Origin of the sequence: Allobosea sp. UC22_33 (assembly GCF_042700715.1) — a bacterium.
Taxonomy (GTDB): domain Bacteria; phylum Pseudomonadota; class Alphaproteobacteria; order Rhizobiales; family Beijerinckiaceae; genus Allobosea.
Genome location: NZ_CP170556.1, coordinates 4,322,130 through 4,336,952, shown reverse-complemented (window position 1 = coordinate 4,336,952; position 14,823 = coordinate 4,322,130). Strand labels below are relative to the sequence as shown.

Sequence of the window (14,823 nt, the reverse complement as noted above, 5' to 3'; positions counted from 1 at the left end):
TCCGCGCAACGTTTCCGTTGCCATGACGATGCTCTCTCCTCCATCCGCCGCGTTCTCCCCGGCCGGCGGGCTCCGTCCCGATCATTTTCGCATGGTCCGGGCGAGGCTCCGGCTGGTCCTGCGGTCCTGGTCGCCGTCGGCCTTGCCGCAGCACTTGGTGAACGCCGACGCCGCTGGAGCCCTTCGCGATCACCCGCTTCCGCACCGCCGCAGCCGTCAGCGAGAAATTCCTGCGGGAGTTCGACAGCGCTCCGGGGCCGGCATAGCCGGCCTTCGGACAAAACCTTTGACGGTGAGATCAAGGCGTCAGGGCGGCAGCGAAGACCGATGCGATCCCATCGAGCCTGCGTGCGTAATCCTCGGCGCTCGGCGGTGTGCCGAGCTTCGCTCCCGCTGCGGCGAAGAGCATGCCCGCGACCCAGTCCTCCGCGCTGGTCGGCAGACGTGACAGGGTGATCTCGCCCTGCTTTTCGGCCTGCCGGAGAAGCTCGCGGGCAAACCGCGCGAAGATCTGCTCGAAGGCCTGCAATTCGCGCGTCGCGATCGTATTCATCACCGCCTTCAGCTCGACGAGATGCTCGCCCGTGCCGAAGCAGGCATAGGCCTGCCCGTGATGGGCCTGAAGCAGTGCGGCGAGCCGTTCGGGAAACGGCCCCGGCGTCGCCACGACCTCACGGCAACGTGCTTCGACCCTTCGCCCGAGCAGGTCCAGCATGGCCCGGAAGACATCGTCCTTGCCCTTGAAGTGGAGGTAGAGCGTCGCCTTGGCGAGGCCGGCTTCCCGGGCGATGTCGTCCATCGCGCTGCGTTTGTAGCCGTAGCGGGCGAACAGGCGCAGCGCCGCATCGGCGATCTGGTCGGTGCGGGCATTGGCATCCTCCGCAGGGAGAACGCTGGAACCTTCGTTTCCGTCCGGCATTGCAGCTTCTACAGTCTTGACAAAATCCAAACTGCACGCGACCATCCTAGTTAGACTCAAATCGTCTAACTAGTCCAGTCGCGCGACCCAGGGCTACGGATCCATCGCCCGTCATCTGATATGTCAGATCGGGCCATCGAGGGCGAGCCCTCGATCCGCACCATGGTGCCGCGCTGCGTCATGCCAGCATCGGAGGCAGCCATGGTCTCTCTCAAGGTCAACGGAACGACGCATACCGTCGATGTCGACGACGATACGCCTCTGCTCTGGGCGATCCGCGACAATATCGGTCTCACCGGCACCAAGTTCGGCTGCGGCGTCGCCCAATGCGGCGCCTGCACCGTCTTCATCGACGGCCAGCCGTTGCGCTCCTGCGTGACACCGGTCTCTGCCATCGAGGGCCGGGAAATCACCACGATCGAAGGCCTCGCCGGCAAGGAGGCGGATGCCGTCCAGGCCGCCTGGATCGCCCGCGACGTGCCGCAATGCGGCTATTGCCAGTCCGGCCAGGTGATGAGCGCCATCGCTCTCCTGAAAGAGAACAAGAAGCCGAGCGATCGCGACATCGATCTCGCGATGAACGGCAATATCTGCCGCTGCGCCACCTATGTCCGCATCCGCGCCGCCATCCATGACGCGGCCCGCACGCTGGAGATCTGAGCCATGACCGCGCATGATCCCAAGCTCTCCCGCCGCAGCCTGCTGGCCGGCGCCGGCGCTCTCGTCATCGGAATTCACCTGCCGCGTGGCGCCAAGGCCCAGTCCGGCGCCGGCGCAGCCTATCGGCCCGGCGGCAACGCCACCTTCGCGCCCAACGCCTTCATCCGCGTCGCGCCCGACTCCACCGTGACCGTGCTGATCAAGCATATCGAGTTCGGTCAGGGTCCGTTCACCGGGCTCGCCACGCTCGCGGCCGAGGAGATGGACGCCGCCTGGAGCCAGATGCGCGCCGAGCACGCCCCGGCCGACGTCAAGCTCTATGCCAATCTCGCCTTCGGCGTGCAGGGCACCGGCGGCTCGACCGCCATCGCCAACAGCTGGGAGCAGATGCGCAAAGCCGGCGCCGCTGCCCGCATGATGCTGGTGCAGGCCGCGGCGGAGAGCTGGAAGGTCCCGGCCTCCGAGATCAAGGTCGAGGAGGGCGTGATCAGCCACGCTTCCGGCCGCAAGGGCTCGTTCGGCGAGTTCGCGGAAGCCGCCGCGAAATTGTCGGCGCCGGAGAACCCGCCGCTGAAGCCGCCCTCGGCCTATAAATTCATCGGCAAGGAAGGAGCGGTGAAGCGCCTCGACAGCGCCGACAAGTCGCGCGGCAAGGCGCAGTTCACCATCGATATCCACGCGCAGAACATGCTGACGGTGGTGGTCGCCCGCTCGCCGCGCTTCGGCGGCAAGGTCGCGAGCTTCGATGCGGCCGAGGCGCTCAAGGTCAAGGGCGTCGTCGACGTGAAGTCGATCGGTTACGGCGTCGCGGTCTATGCTAACGGCATGTGGCCGGCGCTGAAGGGCCGTGAGGCGCTGAAGGTGACCTGGGACGACAGCGCCGCCGAGAAGCGCGGCAGCCCCGAGCTCATCGCCGAATATCGCAAGCTCACCCGCCAGCCCGGCACCGTCGCCGGCAGCCATGGCGATGCGGAAGCCGCGCTGGCCAAGGCCGACAAGGTCATCGAGGCCGAGTTCGTCTTCCCCTATCTGGCCCATGCGCCGATGGAGCCGCTCGACGGCTATCTCGAATGGGATGGTGAAAAGGCGCATGCCCGTTTCGGCAGCCAGTTCCAGACCACCGAGCACCAGACGATTGCGGCGATTCTCGGCCTGCCGCCGGAGAAGGTGACGCTGGAGACCATGCTGGCCGGCGGCAGCTTCGGCCGCCGCGCGCAGGTCAGCCAGCATCTCGCGGCCGAGCTCGCCACCGTCGCCAAGACCATCGGCCCGAACCGTCCGGTCAAGGTGGTCTGGACCCGCGAGGATGATCTGACCGGCGGCTACTATCGCCCGCTCTTCGTCCATCGTTTTCGCGGCGCGGTGAAGGACGGCAAGATCGCGGCGTGGTCGAGCACGCTGGTCGGCCAGTCCTTCTTCTTGGGCACGCCGTTCGAGGCGATGGTGGTCAAGAACGGAATCGACGCGACCTCGGTCGAGGGCGCCAACGAGATATTCTACGAGGTCGCGGATTTCCGCTGCGAAGTGCACAACCCCAAGGTCGGCGTGCCGACCCTGTGGTGGCGTTCGGTCGGCCATACCCATACCGGCTACGCCGTCGAGTGCTTCGTCGACGAGTTGCTGCAGGCGGCCGGGCAGGATGCGGTGAAGGGGCGGCTTGCCCTGATGGGCGACAAGCATCCGCGCGCCGCCGGCGTGCTCAAGGCGGTCGCAGAACTCGCGGGCTGGAAGGGACCTGGACCTGTCGATGGCCGGGCGCGGGGCGTCGCGGTGGTCGAAAGCTTCGGGTCTTTCGTGGCCCAGATCGCCGAGGTCTCGATGGGGCCGGAGGGCGAGCCCAAGGTCCACAAGGTCTGGTGCGCGGTCGATTGCGGCGTCGCCGTCAATCCCGACATCATCCGCGCGCAGGTCGAGGGCGGCATCGGCTTCGGCCTCGGCCATGCCCTCTACGGCCAGATCACGCTCGATGGCGGCCGGCCGGTCCAGACGAACTTCCACGAGTACCGCTCGCTGCGCATCCACGAGATGCCGGAAGTCGAAGTGACGATCATCGCCTCGACCGAGAAGCCGAGCGGCATCGGCGAGCCCGGCGTGCCGCCGATCGGCCCCGCCGTCGCCAATGCGCTCGCCGCGCTCGGCCATGGCCGGCCGCGCCAGTTGCCGATGCAGGGAGGCACCGTCTGATGAGCAGGAACCTGATCCTCGCCGCCGGCGCGGCGCTCGTGGTCTGCATCGGCGGCAGTGCGCTGACGCTGGCGCAGAACGCCGGGCAGGCCCAGCCCGGTGGCGCAAGCCTGCGCCCCGCTTCAAGCTTCTCTTCCATCGCCAACCAGCGTGACCGCTCGGTCGCGCTCTTCACCGAGATGGGCAAGGTATTGACCCATCCGCGCTGCATGAACTGCCATCCGGCAACGGAGCGCCCACGCCAGGGCGATCTGCGCAAGCTGCACGAGCCCGTCGTGGTCCGCGGCAAGGACGGGCACGGCGCCGCGGGCCTGCCTTGCGCGACCTGCCATGGCAAGCAGAACTACGATCCCGCCGGCGTTCCCGGCGATGGGCACTGGGCGCTGGCCCCGGCCTCGATGGCCTGGGAAGGCAAGACAATCGGCCAGATCTGCGAGCAGTTGAAGGACCAGAACCGTAATGGCAGCCGCGACCTCGCTGCGCTGGTCAAGCACGTCACGACCGACACCCTCGTGCTCTGGGGCTGGAACCCCGGCAAGGGCCGCCAACCGGCGCCGGGGACGGCGGCCGAGTTCGGTGCGCTGATGCAGGCTTGGGCCGATACGGGCGCTGCCTGCCCGACATAGGCAGCTCGGAAGCTCGGCTGACCTGCCCGCCGCTGCAATGCCCGCGGCGGGCAGGTGATTCTCGACGGGCCTGAGGAGCGAGCCGGGATTCGCTGACCCGCAGCATCGGCGATCCAGCGTCGTGATGGCGCCGATTGAGCTTCGCGATTGCCCGCAACCGGCCGGGCATGGTCCAAAACGACAAAGACCCCGCTTGGCGGGGCCTTCTGGCGTCGAGGCCGGGGTGTCTAAAACCCGTGCCTAGCTGTCTAAAAGGGTCTGTAAAAACCCATTGAAATCGATGATGGCGCGCCCGAAAGGATTCGAACCTCTGACCCTCAGATTCGTAGTCTGATGCTCTATCCAGCTGAGCTACGGGCGCGTCTCAGAGCGTCATGACGCGTTGCGTCCGGCCTGATGACGGGGGAGATAGCCGGTCCGTTTTGTCTTGGCAACCCTCAAAATCGAGAAGTCATCGAATTGTTGTGATCGGGTGCCGAGGCGACTGCGATCGACCCCGTCAATGCTGGGGATCGCTGTATCGCCCCTGGGCCTCCGATCAACTCGTATCCCGGCGGTGCCAGGATACGAGTCGCGGGCTGCCGCATAGATGCCCAGGCTTGCCGATGCCGGCGGGGGCAGATCAGCGCGTCGCGCGGCGGGTGGCGCGCACGACGGACGGGCCGGTAACGGCGCCGGCCGCGCCGCCGACGACAGCCCCCACGGGACCGGCCACGACCGCGCCGGTGCCGGCGCCGACGGCGGCGCCGCCGATCCGTTGTTCCACAGTGTTGCCGCAAGCGCCGAGCATGAGCGTGACGGCAAGGGTCGAGACGAGAAGGGGCAGGCGCATGGAAGATCTCCGTGTGAGCGAGTGTCCAAACGCCATTCTGTCGTTCTGGTTCCCTTATGGCAAAAGCGGATTTCCTGCGGGCCGGAGCGCGATCGCACTTGCGATCCACGGAAAAATCCGTATACAGCCGGCATCGCATCAGTCGCACCATTGCATGGGCGGGGAGAGCCGTTGAGGTTCGCGTCGCAGACTGAAGGTTTTTGACCGGCCCATCTCACGCGGGCGGGCCGATGGAGTTGAGACGATGAAGATCCGTAATTCGTTGAAGTCGCTGCGTGCGCGTCATCGCGACAACCAGCTCGTGCGCCGCAAGGGCCGCGTCTACATCATCAACAAGGTCCAGAAGCGCTTCAAGGCGCGTCAGGGCTGAGACGCCGCGCGACTGCGGTCGCGCATCCGTCTCGGTTGGGATTTTGAAGAGCGGGACGCCGATGGCGTGCCCGCTCTTTGCGTTGCGCGCTCGCCCGGCTGTGATTTGACGGGGCGGCGATGCCGGCTAGAGTTGCGGGCATGATCCGTCCCCGCGTCGCGCCCGCCATCTTCGCGCTGCTGTTGGCCTCGGCTGGTCCGGTGGCCGTCGGTGCAGCCCTCGCACAGCCGGCTCCGCCGCCGCGGCCCGGCACCGTCGCGCCCGACGACAAGGCCGACAATCCCGTCACGCCCAATACGCCGCAGCGCAGCCCGGCGGCGACGCTGGAGCGGCTGTTCCAGCGCTTGCACGATGCGACTACGCAAGAAGAGGCGGAGGGCGTCGCCCGGCTGATCCAGCGGCGCTGGGCCCGTTCGGGTTCCGATACCGCCGATCTGCTGATGACCCGCGCCCAGCAGGCGCTGAAAGACAAGCAGAACGAGCTGGCGATCGAATTGCTCGACCGTGTCATCACCCTGCAGCCGGACTGGGCCGAGGCCTGGAACCAGCGCGCCAACGCGCTCTATCTCACGGGCGATTCGATCCGCTCCATGCTCGATATCGGCGAGACGCTGAAGCGCGAGCCGCGCCATTACGGTGCGATGATGGGGCTCGGCATGATCCTGCGCCAGCAGGGCGACGACAAGGCCGCGATGAGGGCCTTCCGCAAGGCGCTGGAGATCTATCCGCAGTTCGACGCGGTGAAGAAGGCCGTCGATTCGCTGAAGACGGATGTCGACGGGCGGGACGCCTGAGCGCGTCACGATCTGCTGATCAAGCCCGGAACCACACCGTCATCCCGGGCTTGACCCGGGATCCATCATAACGCGCGGCGCTCTACGATGGATTCCGGATCGGCGCCGCTTCGCGGCTTGTCCGGAATGACGGCGACGGTTGGTGGAGGGGCGCCCGCACCCTCCGATCCTGCGCTTCAAGCCTTCTCGACATGCTCCTGCGCGACGAAGGCGATGCGGACCATGTTGGTTGCGCCGGGCGTTCCGAACGGCACGCCGGCAACGATGATGATCCGGTCGCCGAGCTTGGCGTAATGCTCACGCACCGCGAATTTACAGGCGCGGAAGGCCATGTCGTCGGCGTCGCTGGCGTCCTTGGTGACGATGGCGTGCACGCCCCAGACCAGCGTCAGCCGGCGGGCCGTGGCACGGTTCGGAGTCAGTGCGATCACGGTCGAGTTCGGGCGCTCGCGGGCGATGCGGAAAGCGGTCGAGCCCGAGGAGGTCCAGGCGCAGATCGCCTTGAGGTTCAAGGTCTCGGCGATCTCGTGGGAGGCCTTGGCGATGGCGTCGGCGCCCGTCGCTTCCGGCTCGTTGCGCTGGGAGTCGAGAATCGAGCGGTAGACCGCGTCGTTCTCGACCTCCTCGGCGATGCGGTTCATCATCGTCACGGCTTCGATCGGATACTGGCCGGCGGCGCTCTCGGCCGAGAGCATGACGGCGTCTGCGCCCTCGAAGACGGCGGTGGCGACATCGGAGACCTCGGCGCGGGTCGGCACCGGGCTCGTGATCATGCTCTCCAGCATCTGGGTGGCGACGACGACCGGCTTGCCCTTGAGGCGCGCCATGCGGGTCAGGCGCTTTTGCGTACCCGGGACCTGCTCCAGCGGCATCTCGACGCCGAGATCGCCGCGCGCGACCATGATCGCGTCGGAGGCATCGATGATCTCCTCCATGCGCGCAACCGCCTGCGGCTTCTCGATCTTGGCGAGCGCCAGCGCCCGACCGCGCACGATCTTGCGCAAATCCGCCATGTCTTCGGGCCGCTGCACGAAGGAGAGCGCGATCCAGTCGACGCCGACCTCGGCCGCGACCTCCGCGTCGGCGCGGTCCTTGTCGGTCATGGCCGAGACCGCGATCGTGGTGTCGGGCAGGCTCACGCCCTTGCGCGAGGACAGGCGCCCGCCGACGAGCACCTTGGTCACGGCTTCCTTGGGCGAAGCCTTCTCGACGACGAGGCGCAGCTTGCCGTCATCGAGGATGAGGTGGTGACCGGGCTCGAGCGCGCTCAGGATTTCGGGATGGGGGAGGTGGACGCGCTTGGCATCACCCGGCGACGGATCGGAATCGAGCGTAAATCGCGCGCCATTTTCCAGGATGGCGCCGCCATCGCCGCCGAACTGGCCGACGCGTAGCTTCGGGCCCTGCAGGTCGGCGAGGATGCCGACCGGACGGCGGAATTTGCCCTCCAGCCCGCGCAGCATCGCAACCTTCTCGGCCAGCGTCTCACGCTGGGTATGGCTCATGTTGATGCGGAAGACGTCGACGCCGGCGGCGAACAGTTTTGCGCACATCTCCTCGGTCGAGGAGGCGGGGCCCAGGGTGGCGATAATCTTGATCCGGCGCTCGCGCTTCATTGTTCTTCCCCTGCAACCGATGGGCCCATAGGGCTCCGGCCGCATCCTTTCGCTCGTTCTGGAGCGCGGTCAGCCCGTCGCCGGGGCCTCGCTTCCGATTCTTGTCCGCGGGGCCGGCTGACCCTGCGTCGGTCGTCTACCTTATGCCGAGACTTTCGCCCGGCGTAAGCCCGTCAGGGCCGCGGAGCCGCGCCACCACTCGTGTCGGTGAGCTGGATCGTCCAGCTCTTCTGCTCGCCGGTGTCGACTTCGAAGAAGCCGGCGCGGTCATAGCCGCGCGCCAGGCAGTCCTCGATGCCGCGAATCGTGAACTCCTTGTTGCGCACGCACATGACCGATTTGCCGGTCCACTCGCCGCCCTTGTCGTAGTCGACGGCGTGAACGTAGTAGAAGCGCGCCGCCAGCGTGCCGCGCAACAGCGTCTCGCAGCCACGCGGGCTGATGTTCCACCAGCCTTCGGTGATCCAGCCCTGGGCATCGCGATAGCCGATCGAAACGCCGATGCGGCTCGAGGTGGTGTTGCACATGCGTAAGTCCGCCTTGGCCGGCGCCACGCTTCCGAGGAAGGCGGCCGCGCAGAAGGCGAGGGGGAGGACCGTTCGAGGAGAGCCCGGCATTCTCACGGTTCGATCAGGATCACGCGGCAATCGTTGACATTGGTCAGCGTCGGTCCCGGCTGCAGCAAATCACTGAGGGCTTCGAAGAAGCCGGTCGAATCGTTGTCGGCGAGGGATCGGGCGGGATCAAGGCCGATCTCGGCGGCACGGGTCAAAGTCTGGGGATCGACCACGGCACCGGCCGGGTCGGTGGCTTCGCCGCCGCCGCCATCGGTGCCGTCGGTGTCGCCGGCGAGCGCGACGATGCCGGGTTCGCCGGCCAGTGCGATGGCGAGTGCCAGCGCGTATTCCTGGTTGGGGCCGCCGCGGCCGGAGCCGCGCAGCGTCACGGTCAGCTCGCCGCCGGACAGGATCGCGGCGCGCTTGCCCTCGCGCTTCAGGCGCTTGGCGAGTTCGGCATGGGCGGCTGCGACATCGCGAGCCTCGCCTTCGAGATCGGCGCCGAGATCATGCACGGCGTAGCCGGCGGCTTCGGCCGTCGCGCGCGCCGCCGCCAGCGCGTCAGCCGGGCGGGCGATGATGCGGAAATCGCCGTTGGCGAAGGCGGGGTGGCCGGGCTTCGGCGTTTCGTTCGCGGGATCGTCCAGCAGGGTGCGGGCGGCGGGCGGGAGGTCGAGCCGGTAGCGAGCGACGATGGCGCGGGCCTGTTCGGTCGTGCTGGGATCGGCGACGGTCGGGCCAGAGGCGATCGCGGTCGGCTCGTCGCCCGGCACGTCCGAGATCGCGAGCGTCAGCAGGCGAGCGGGTGCGGCTGCAAGCGCGAGCCGGCCGCCCTTGATGCGGGAAAGTCGCTTGCGGACGATGTTCATCTCGCCGATCGGCGCGCCGGAGCGCAACAGGGCCTTGTTGACCGCCTGCTTTTCGGCCAGCGCGAGCCCGCCGGCCGGGGCGACCCAATTGGCCGAGCCGCCGCCCGAGAGCAGGACGAGCACGAGGTCGTCCGCGGTCGCGGAGGCAGCGAGCGCCAGCGCCCGTTCGGCGCTGTCCATGCTGCCCTGGTCGGGAACCGGGTGGCCGGCTGCGACCATCGGGATGTGCCGGGTCGGCGCGGTATAGCCATGGCGGGCGACGGCGTGGCCGAGAAGGCGTTCGGGCGGAAAGCCCTGGTCGAGATAATGCGCTTCGGCCAGCGCGGTCATGCTGCCGGCGGCCTTGCCGGCGGCGAGCAGGATCAGGCGTCCGTTGGTGGGCGCTGCGGGCAAATGCTGGGGCAGGCAGCCGGAGGGGGTGGGCCCGGGCGACGGCGACGTCGAAGATTGCGCGGGCGGTCGCGCGCATGGTTTCGATTTCGGCGGTGGAATGAGGCACGCCGCGCAGCTCCCTTGCTCCTGGCCGCTTCGCGGCTGGCTCCTTGTCATCGTTGTAGGGTGGCTTGGATGCGGCGTCATCCGCCGTCTATCGATCTAGTCATACTTTTTGCGATGATTGCGCGGCCCGTATGGGCAATGCGTTTGGCGCTGCGGCATCAGGACTGTTGAGAGCCGCCAGGCGCAGGCGAGTTCGGTCTTGACGGGCGGACCCGATCCGGGCGAACGCTGCCGGCCAATTTCGTATCCGGGAAGGTTATCAGATGGACGATCCGGTTGCTGGCGACCAGCTCAAGAGCATCGTCGAGCGCATCGAGCGGCTCGAGGAAGAGAAGAAGACGATCGCCGACGATATCAAGGAGGTCTATGCCGAGGCCAAGGGCACCGGCTACGACGTCAAGGTGCTGCGCAAGGTCGTGGCGCTGCGCAAGCGCGATCTCGACGAGCGCAAGGAAGAGGAAGCGATCCTTGACCTCTACCTGCAGGCCGTCGGCGAGACCGCGTAAGCGGTCTTCCGTGTCGGCATGAAAAGCCCCGCATCGGTTTCCCGATGCGGGGCTTTTCGTTGGAAGGAGAGACTCAGACGACGTGTCGGCCCGCAAGCCCCACGCTGAGCGTTTCCCAGTCTTGGTCAGGCGTGGGTGCGGAAGCGGACTTCATCGTCGATGAAGGTCTTCTCCGCGAAGCCGGCCTCGTTAGAGCCGAAAGGCATCTGGGCGGTGAGCTTCCAGGATGCCGGGATGTTCCACGCCTTGCCGGCTTCCGCGTCGACGAGAGGATGGTAGTGCTGAAGGCTTGCGCCGATGCCGGCATCGGCCAGCGCAGTCCAAACCGCCAGCTGCGCCATGCCCGTCGAATGCTCGGACCAGATCGGGAAATTATGCGCGTAGAGCGGGAAATTGGTCTGGAGCGCCTGCACCGGCTCCTGGTCCTCATAGAACAGCACTGTCCCGGCGCCGCTTGCGAAGCTGTCGATCTTCTTGCTCGTGCCCTCGAAATCGGCGGCGGGCACGACCGCGCGAAGTGCCTCCTTGGTGATGTTCCAGAACTTGTCGCTCTCCTTCCCGAACAGGATGACCGCGCGGGAGCTCTGCGAATTGAAGCTGGAAGGCGACAGGCGGATCGCTTCGCGGATCAGGCTATCCACCTGAGCTTGGGAAACCGGCAGCGTCTTGCCAAGTGCGTATTGCGTGCGGCGCTTCTTGAGTTTGTCGAGCATGGCTTCCTCGTCCTTGAATGCGGGTCGCCCGGCAGGCCGACCGGGCGGGCTCGTTTCTCGAAGCCCGTCTCCGGATGCCCGCCGGCGAAAGCGGGGTTGATCTTTGATGAGGGAGAGGTAGCGGTTCACTTCCCGCACCAGAACCCTCATAATGAGAACCAGACTGTTGCTGCGGGAGGAACGCCGATGGCGGAGCTCGACGATATCCGAAGCTTCATCGCCGTGGTCGAGGCGGGCGGCTTCGGCCGGGCGGCGCAGACGCTGGGCCTGGCGAAATCGATCGTCAGCCGACGGGTGAGCCGATTGGAGGAGGAGCTCGGCACGCGCCTGCTCAGCCGCACCACGCGCGGCGTTGCCGCGACCGAGGCCGGGCTCGAGTTCAAGGCGCGCAGCGAGCGCATCCTGGCCGAGCTGGAGGAGGCGCGCGAGGCGGTGGCGCAGCGCGCCGGCGGCGTTGCCGGGCGCTTGCGACTGGCCATGCCGATGACCTTCGGCAACCGGCATGTCTCGCCATTGCTCGGCGAACTCGCGCAGCTTTATCCGCGGCTCGAAATCGACGTGCAGGCCAGCGACCGCTATGTCGACCTGATCGGCGAGCGCTTCGATGCCGCGATCCGGATCGGCTCGCTCAAGGATTCCAGCCTGATCGCGCGCAAGATCGCGCCTGTCCATGCCACCGTGGTCGGCAGCCCCGGCTATCTGGAGCGGCGCGGGCGCCCGGCGATCCCCGCCGATCTCAACGACCATGACTGTCTGCTCTATAGCGGCACGAACGATCAGGATTGGGTGTTCCGGACCGGCAAGCGCTGGATCACGGTGCGTCCTCCCGGCCGGATGCACTCGGATAGTGGCGACACGCTGCTCTCCTGGGCCGTGGCGGGGCTTGGCTTGACGGTGCTGCCGACCTTCATCGCATCGGATGCGATCCGCTCGGGCGCGGTCGAGCCGATCCTGCTGGATCATCCGATGCCGACCCGGGCGCTCTATGTCGTGCGCCCACCCGGCGCCTATGTGCCCGGCAAGGTCCGGGTGCTGATCGACCTGCTGGTCGAGCGTTTCGGCGGCACGCCCTATTGGGACCCCTGCCAGATGGCCGCGCACGAGCGTGGCCTGAGGCTGGACGAGCCCTTGAGCGCCCAGCTCACGCCGGTCGCTAGCCCCGCGCATCAAGCGGCGTGATCCGGTGCATCACGCGAATTCGCGTGGCTTTGCGGCGAGGTTTCGGCACTCTCCCGCCGCGTCGAAACGGAGGTCGTCATGCTGCTCGTCGGAATGCTGGATAGCCCCTATGTCCGCCGTGCGGCGATCACGGGGACCTTGCTGGACATGCCGTTCGAGCATCGCTCGGTCTCGGTCTTCCGGCATATGGAGGAGTTCCGGGCGATCAACCCGCTCATCAAGGCGCCGACGCTGGTCACGGATGACGGCATCGCCATCAGCGAATCCCTGCTGATCATCCAGCATTTCGAGGATGTCGCCGGCCGCTCGCTGCGCCCGCTCGAAGGCGTGGCGCGTCGGCGTGACCTGGCGTTGACCGGCATCGGCATTGTCGCGGCCGACAAGGCGGTCTCAATCGAATACGAGCGCAAGCGCCCGGAGGCGCAGCGCTATGCGCCCTGGCAGGAACGCATCGTCACCCAGCTGCACGTCGCGCTCGACCTGCTCGACGCGGCGGCGACGGAGGGCGAGCTAACGGCGGGGCCGGAGCTGCTGCCGAGCGATATCGCGGCCGCCATCGCCTGGGGCTTCTGCCGCTTCGTGATCCCGGAATTCGCGCCGGAGGAGCGCTGGCCGGCCCTGGCGGAACAGGCGCGCGCCTGCGAGGCGCTCGACGTGTTCAAGGCCTGGCCGATCGACCGGGAATAACAATCAGTTCTGGACGAAATTCGTCGGCAGCGGGCGCACAGCCGGACCGGAGAAGGTGCCGGGCTTGGCATCGACCGGGTCGGCATGGCTGAAGCCCAGCGCCGCGGCCGGGCTCGGGCCGGCGATCGGCGCGCCGGACGGGCCGGCGGCCCTGGCGCGGGCAGTCGCGACATTCACCGGCTTGCCGGGCGTGCTGCCGGTGCGCGAGACGGTGGCGAACAGGGAATTCAGGCCGCCACGATCCATCTCGGACGTGTCTTCCGGCTCCTCAGGGACCGGAACGGAGCGCTGGGTCGCGGTCGCGAAGCTGACGCCGCCTTCGCGCGGACGCACCGGCGGCAGCGAGGCGGTGACGAGGCGCCCCTCGCTGGCCTGGGCGAGCGGGGTTTCCGGCGCGCCGGTGCCACGCAGCGAAGCGATGGCGGCATCGGCGAAGGCGGTCGGTCGGACCGGCGGCAGCGGGGCGCTTGTCGGCTGGCCGGCCACGACGATTTCGCTCGCGCTTGCCATTTCGCCCGGACGGCGCGGGGGCAGCGAGGCGAGCACGAGCTTCTGGTCAGGCTGCGGCGCGAAGGCGAGCGCGCCGCCGGCGGATGGCAGGGCCGCGATCTGGACGGGGGCGCCGTCGTCGGCCGGCACGGAGAGGCCACGCGGTCGCGCCAGCGGCAGCGGCGCGTCGATCAGTTGCGGCCGGATCTCCTGCGGGCCGCGCGGGGGCGTGGCGGCGGCCAGCTGGGCCGGGGTCGGCGCGGCGGGAGCCGGAGCGGCGGCGACCTGCGGCGCCAGACGTTCCGAGCGCTCGCGCGTCAGCGAGCGCATCGCGGGTTCGGCCGGTTGCTGCTGTCCCAGGATGACGGCGAGGCGGCCGCCATCCGGCGAATTGGCGTCGCCGTAACTGTTGGTATTGGCATAGGCCATGACCGTCGGCTGCTGCCGCGGCGCGGCGCGGCGGCCACGCGCGGCCGGGCGGGCATCGGCCTCCTCGTCGTCGCCGCCGAAGAGCGACGCCCAGAGGCTCTTGCGGCCCGAGGACATGACGGCGCCCTCGTCGAGTTCGGCCGTGGCATAGCCGGCGACAGCACCGCCGCCAGACAGGATTTCCGCCTTCGCGAGCTCGTAACCGGCGAGTGGCTGGCCGTCGGCCGGCAGGTGCACGGTCTTCTCATCGGGGAAGAGGCGCACGAGCTGGTCGCGGGTCATACGCGGCCAGGAGCGCACCGAGCCGACATCGAGATGGACGAAGGGCGTATGGGCGTTCGGGTAGAAGCCGACGCCGCCGCGCTGGAGCCGCATGCCGATCTCGCGGATGCGGGCGGTCGGCACGTCCGGCAGGTAGAAATCCATCGCCTTGCCGAGCATATGCTGGCTGTGCTTGGCGACGGCGCGCGAGCGGCGGCGCAGCATCGCGTTGGTGCCGGGCGCGCGATAGGAGGAGACGACGTGGAAGGGCTGGTCCGAGCCGAGCTGGCGCTGGACCTCCCAGACGACGTCGAAGAGCCGCGGGTCCATGCGGGTGGGCTCGTCGGTGCGCCAGTCGCGCAGGGCCCAGTTCAGTTTCTCGAGCCCGGACGAATCGTAGCGGCCGTCACGCTTGAAGGTGACGGTCGTCTCTTCCTTCGTGTGCATATGCCGGATCGTGATGGTGCGGGTGTCGCCATTGGCGGCGGCGTCCTGCGTGCCGCGGATGCCGACGAGCGAGGCGATCACGGCCAGCCCGAGCGACAGCGCCTGCCGCGCGGTCGGCCTAGTGCCGGACGGCGCGCATCCTGCAAGCGTGGCGGTTGTCCTGCCCAATCTGTCTGACCCGTCTCGG

The 14,823-nt window shown here is 68.0% G+C and carries 14 protein-coding genes, 1 tRNA gene and 1 pseudogene; 8 read left to right on the top strand and 8 right to left on the bottom strand.

The window, feature by feature from the left end:
- Window positions 1-298: 298 nt before the first annotated feature.
- Window positions 299-919, bottom strand: a complete 621-nt coding sequence (locus tag ACFJGT_RS21005; RefSeq protein ID WP_377841955.1) for a TetR/AcrR family transcriptional regulator — start codon at window positions 917-919, stop codon at window positions 299-301.
- Window positions 920-1,120: 201 nt separating this feature from the next.
- On the opposite strand from ACFJGT_RS21005, the gene ACFJGT_RS21000 reads away from it, so the two are divergent.
- From ACFJGT_RS21000 to ACFJGT_RS20990, 3 genes are read left to right on the top strand one after another with little or no spacing between them, the layout of a single operon-like run.
- A complete protein-coding gene (locus ACFJGT_RS21000) occupies window positions 1,121-1,579 on the top strand; it encodes a (2Fe-2S)-binding protein (RefSeq protein WP_377841953.1) in 459 nt (152 codons plus the stop codon).
- Window positions 1,580-1,582: 3 nt separating this feature from the next.
- The gene (locus ACFJGT_RS20995) at window positions 1,583-3,763 is read left to right on the top strand and encodes a molybdopterin cofactor-binding domain-containing protein (RefSeq protein WP_377841951.1); all 2,181 of its coding nucleotides are present in this window, start codon (window positions 1,583-1,585) and stop codon (window positions 3,761-3,763) included.
- The gene (locus ACFJGT_RS20990) at window positions 3,763-4,389 is read left to right on the top strand and encodes an Isoquinoline 1-oxidoreductase subunit (RefSeq protein WP_377841948.1); all 627 of its coding nucleotides are present in this window, start codon (window positions 3,763-3,765) and stop codon (window positions 4,387-4,389) included. Before ACFJGT_RS20995 ends, ACFJGT_RS20990 begins: the two co-directional genes overlap by 1 nt.
- Window positions 4,390-4,673: 284 nt before the next feature.
- Here ACFJGT_RS20990 and ACFJGT_RS20985 read toward each other — a convergent pair.
- Together ACFJGT_RS20985 and ACFJGT_RS20980 are read right to left on the bottom strand one after the other, a co-directional pair.
- A tRNA-Arg gene (locus ACFJGT_RS20985) sits at window positions 4,674-4,750 on the bottom strand.
- Window positions 4,751-5,011: 261 nt separating this feature from the next.
- The gene (locus ACFJGT_RS20980) at window positions 5,012-5,221 is read right to left on the bottom strand and encodes a hypothetical protein (RefSeq protein WP_377841946.1); all 210 of its coding nucleotides are present in this window, start codon (window positions 5,219-5,221) and stop codon (window positions 5,012-5,014) included.
- Between the two features lie 244 nt (window positions 5,222-5,465).
- Between ACFJGT_RS20980 and ykgO the strand changes: the two genes are divergently transcribed.
- On the top strand, window positions 5,466-5,591 hold the full coding sequence (gene ykgO, locus ACFJGT_RS20975) for a type B 50S ribosomal protein L36 (RefSeq protein ID WP_038363015.1): 126 nt from the start codon (window positions 5,466-5,468) through the stop codon (window positions 5,589-5,591).
- A 140-nt stretch (window positions 5,592-5,731) separates the two neighbouring features.
- A complete protein-coding gene (locus tag ACFJGT_RS20970) occupies window positions 5,732-6,385 on the top strand; it encodes a tetratricopeptide repeat protein (protein WP_377841943.1) in 654 nt (217 codons plus the stop codon).
- 176 nt (window positions 6,386-6,561) lie between these two features.
- Here ACFJGT_RS20970 and pyk read toward each other — a convergent pair whose 3' ends face one another.
- The 3 genes and pseudogenes from pyk to ACFJGT_RS20955 form a co-directional block, all read right to left on the bottom strand.
- A complete protein-coding gene (gene pyk, locus ACFJGT_RS20965; RefSeq protein WP_377841941.1) occupies window positions 6,562-8,001 on the bottom strand; it encodes a pyruvate kinase in 1,440 nt (479 codons plus the stop codon).
- Window positions 8,002-8,174: 173 nt separating this feature from the next.
- The gene (locus ACFJGT_RS20960) at window positions 8,175-8,618 is read right to left on the bottom strand and encodes a DUF1036 domain-containing protein (RefSeq protein WP_377841937.1); all 444 of its coding nucleotides are present in this window, start codon (window positions 8,616-8,618) and stop codon (window positions 8,175-8,177) included.
- A 2-nt stretch (window positions 8,619-8,620) separates the two neighbouring features.
- Window positions 8,621-9,896: pseudogene (locus ACFJGT_RS20955) on the bottom strand (glycerate kinase).
- Between the two features lie 292 nt (window positions 9,897-10,188).
- Here ACFJGT_RS20955 and ACFJGT_RS20950 point away from each other — a divergent pair.
- Window positions 10,189-10,431 (top strand): DUF2312 domain-containing protein, encoded by a 243-nt coding sequence (locus tag ACFJGT_RS20950; RefSeq protein WP_061971296.1) that lies wholly within the window; start codon window positions 10,189-10,191, stop codon window positions 10,429-10,431.
- A 125-nt stretch (window positions 10,432-10,556) separates the two neighbouring features.
- On the opposite strand, the gene ACFJGT_RS20945 is transcribed toward ACFJGT_RS20950, so the two are convergent.
- Window positions 10,557-11,144: a nitroreductase family protein gene (locus ACFJGT_RS20945; RefSeq protein ID WP_377841933.1), complete on the bottom strand. Its 588-nt coding sequence runs from the start codon at window positions 11,142-11,144 to the stop codon at window positions 10,557-10,559.
- 186 nt (window positions 11,145-11,330) lie between these two features.
- On the opposite strand from ACFJGT_RS20945, the gene ACFJGT_RS20940 reads away from it, so the two are divergent.
- A complete protein-coding gene (locus tag ACFJGT_RS20940) occupies window positions 11,331-12,323 on the top strand; it encodes a LysR family transcriptional regulator (RefSeq protein WP_377841931.1) in 993 nt (330 codons plus the stop codon).
- A gap of 78 nt (window positions 12,324-12,401) precedes the next feature.
- Window positions 12,402-13,010 carry a glutathione S-transferase family protein gene (locus ACFJGT_RS20935; RefSeq protein ID WP_377841928.1) on the top strand — a complete coding sequence of 203 codons (609 nt, stop codon included), beginning with the start codon at window positions 12,402-12,404 and terminating at the stop codon, window positions 13,008-13,010.
- A 3-nt stretch (window positions 13,011-13,013) separates the two neighbouring features.
- Here the strand turns inward: ACFJGT_RS20935 and ACFJGT_RS20930 are convergent, their stop codons facing one another.
- Window positions 13,014-14,804, bottom strand: a complete 1,791-nt coding sequence (locus tag ACFJGT_RS20930; protein WP_377841925.1) for a DUF882 domain-containing protein — start codon at window positions 14,802-14,804, stop codon at window positions 13,014-13,016.
- Window positions 14,805-14,823: the final 19 nt, after the last annotated feature.

What these genes read in the sequence shown, in the direction of transcription:
- ACFJGT_RS20980 (WP_377841946.1), bottom strand. Translation starts at nt 5,221, where the DNA reads ATGCGCCTGCCCCTTCTCGTCTCGACCCTTGCCGTCACGCTCATGCTC.
- ACFJGT_RS20970 (WP_377841943.1), top strand. Translation starts at nt 5,732, where the DNA reads ATGATCCGTCCCCGCGTCGCGCCCGCCATCTTCGCGCTGCTGTTGGCC.
- ACFJGT_RS20960 (WP_377841937.1), bottom strand. Translation starts at nt 8,618, where the DNA reads ATGCCGGGCTCTCCTCGAACGGTCCTCCCCCTCGCCTTCTGCGCGGCC.
- ACFJGT_RS20990 (WP_377841948.1), top strand. Translation starts at nt 3,763, where the DNA reads ATGAGCAGGAACCTGATCCTCGCCGCCGGCGCGGCGCTCGTGGTCTGC.
- ACFJGT_RS20940 (WP_377841931.1), top strand. Translation starts at nt 11,331, where the DNA reads ATGGCGGAGCTCGACGATATCCGAAGCTTCATCGCCGTGGTCGAGGCG.
- ykgO (WP_038363015.1), top strand. Translation starts at nt 5,466, where the DNA reads ATGAAGATCCGTAATTCGTTGAAGTCGCTGCGTGCGCGTCATCGCGAC.
- ACFJGT_RS20945 (WP_377841933.1), bottom strand. Translation starts at nt 11,144, where the DNA reads ATGCTCGACAAACTCAAGAAGCGCCGCACGCAATACGCACTTGGCAAG.
- ACFJGT_RS20950 (WP_061971296.1), top strand. Translation starts at nt 10,189, where the DNA reads ATGGACGATCCGGTTGCTGGCGACCAGCTCAAGAGCATCGTCGAGCGC.
- ACFJGT_RS21000 (WP_377841953.1), top strand. Translation starts at nt 1,121, where the DNA reads ATGGTCTCTCTCAAGGTCAACGGAACGACGCATACCGTCGATGTCGAC.
- ACFJGT_RS20935 (WP_377841928.1), top strand. Translation starts at nt 12,402, where the DNA reads ATGCTGCTCGTCGGAATGCTGGATAGCCCCTATGTCCGCCGTGCGGCG.
- ACFJGT_RS20995 (WP_377841951.1), top strand. Translation starts at nt 1,583, where the DNA reads ATGACCGCGCATGATCCCAAGCTCTCCCGCCGCAGCCTGCTGGCCGGC.
- ACFJGT_RS21005 (WP_377841955.1), bottom strand. Translation starts at nt 919, where the DNA reads ATGCCGGACGGAAACGAAGGTTCCAGCGTTCTCCCTGCGGAGGATGCC.
- pyk (WP_377841941.1), bottom strand. Translation starts at nt 8,001, where the DNA reads ATGAAGCGCGAGCGCCGGATCAAGATTATCGCCACCCTGGGCCCCGCC.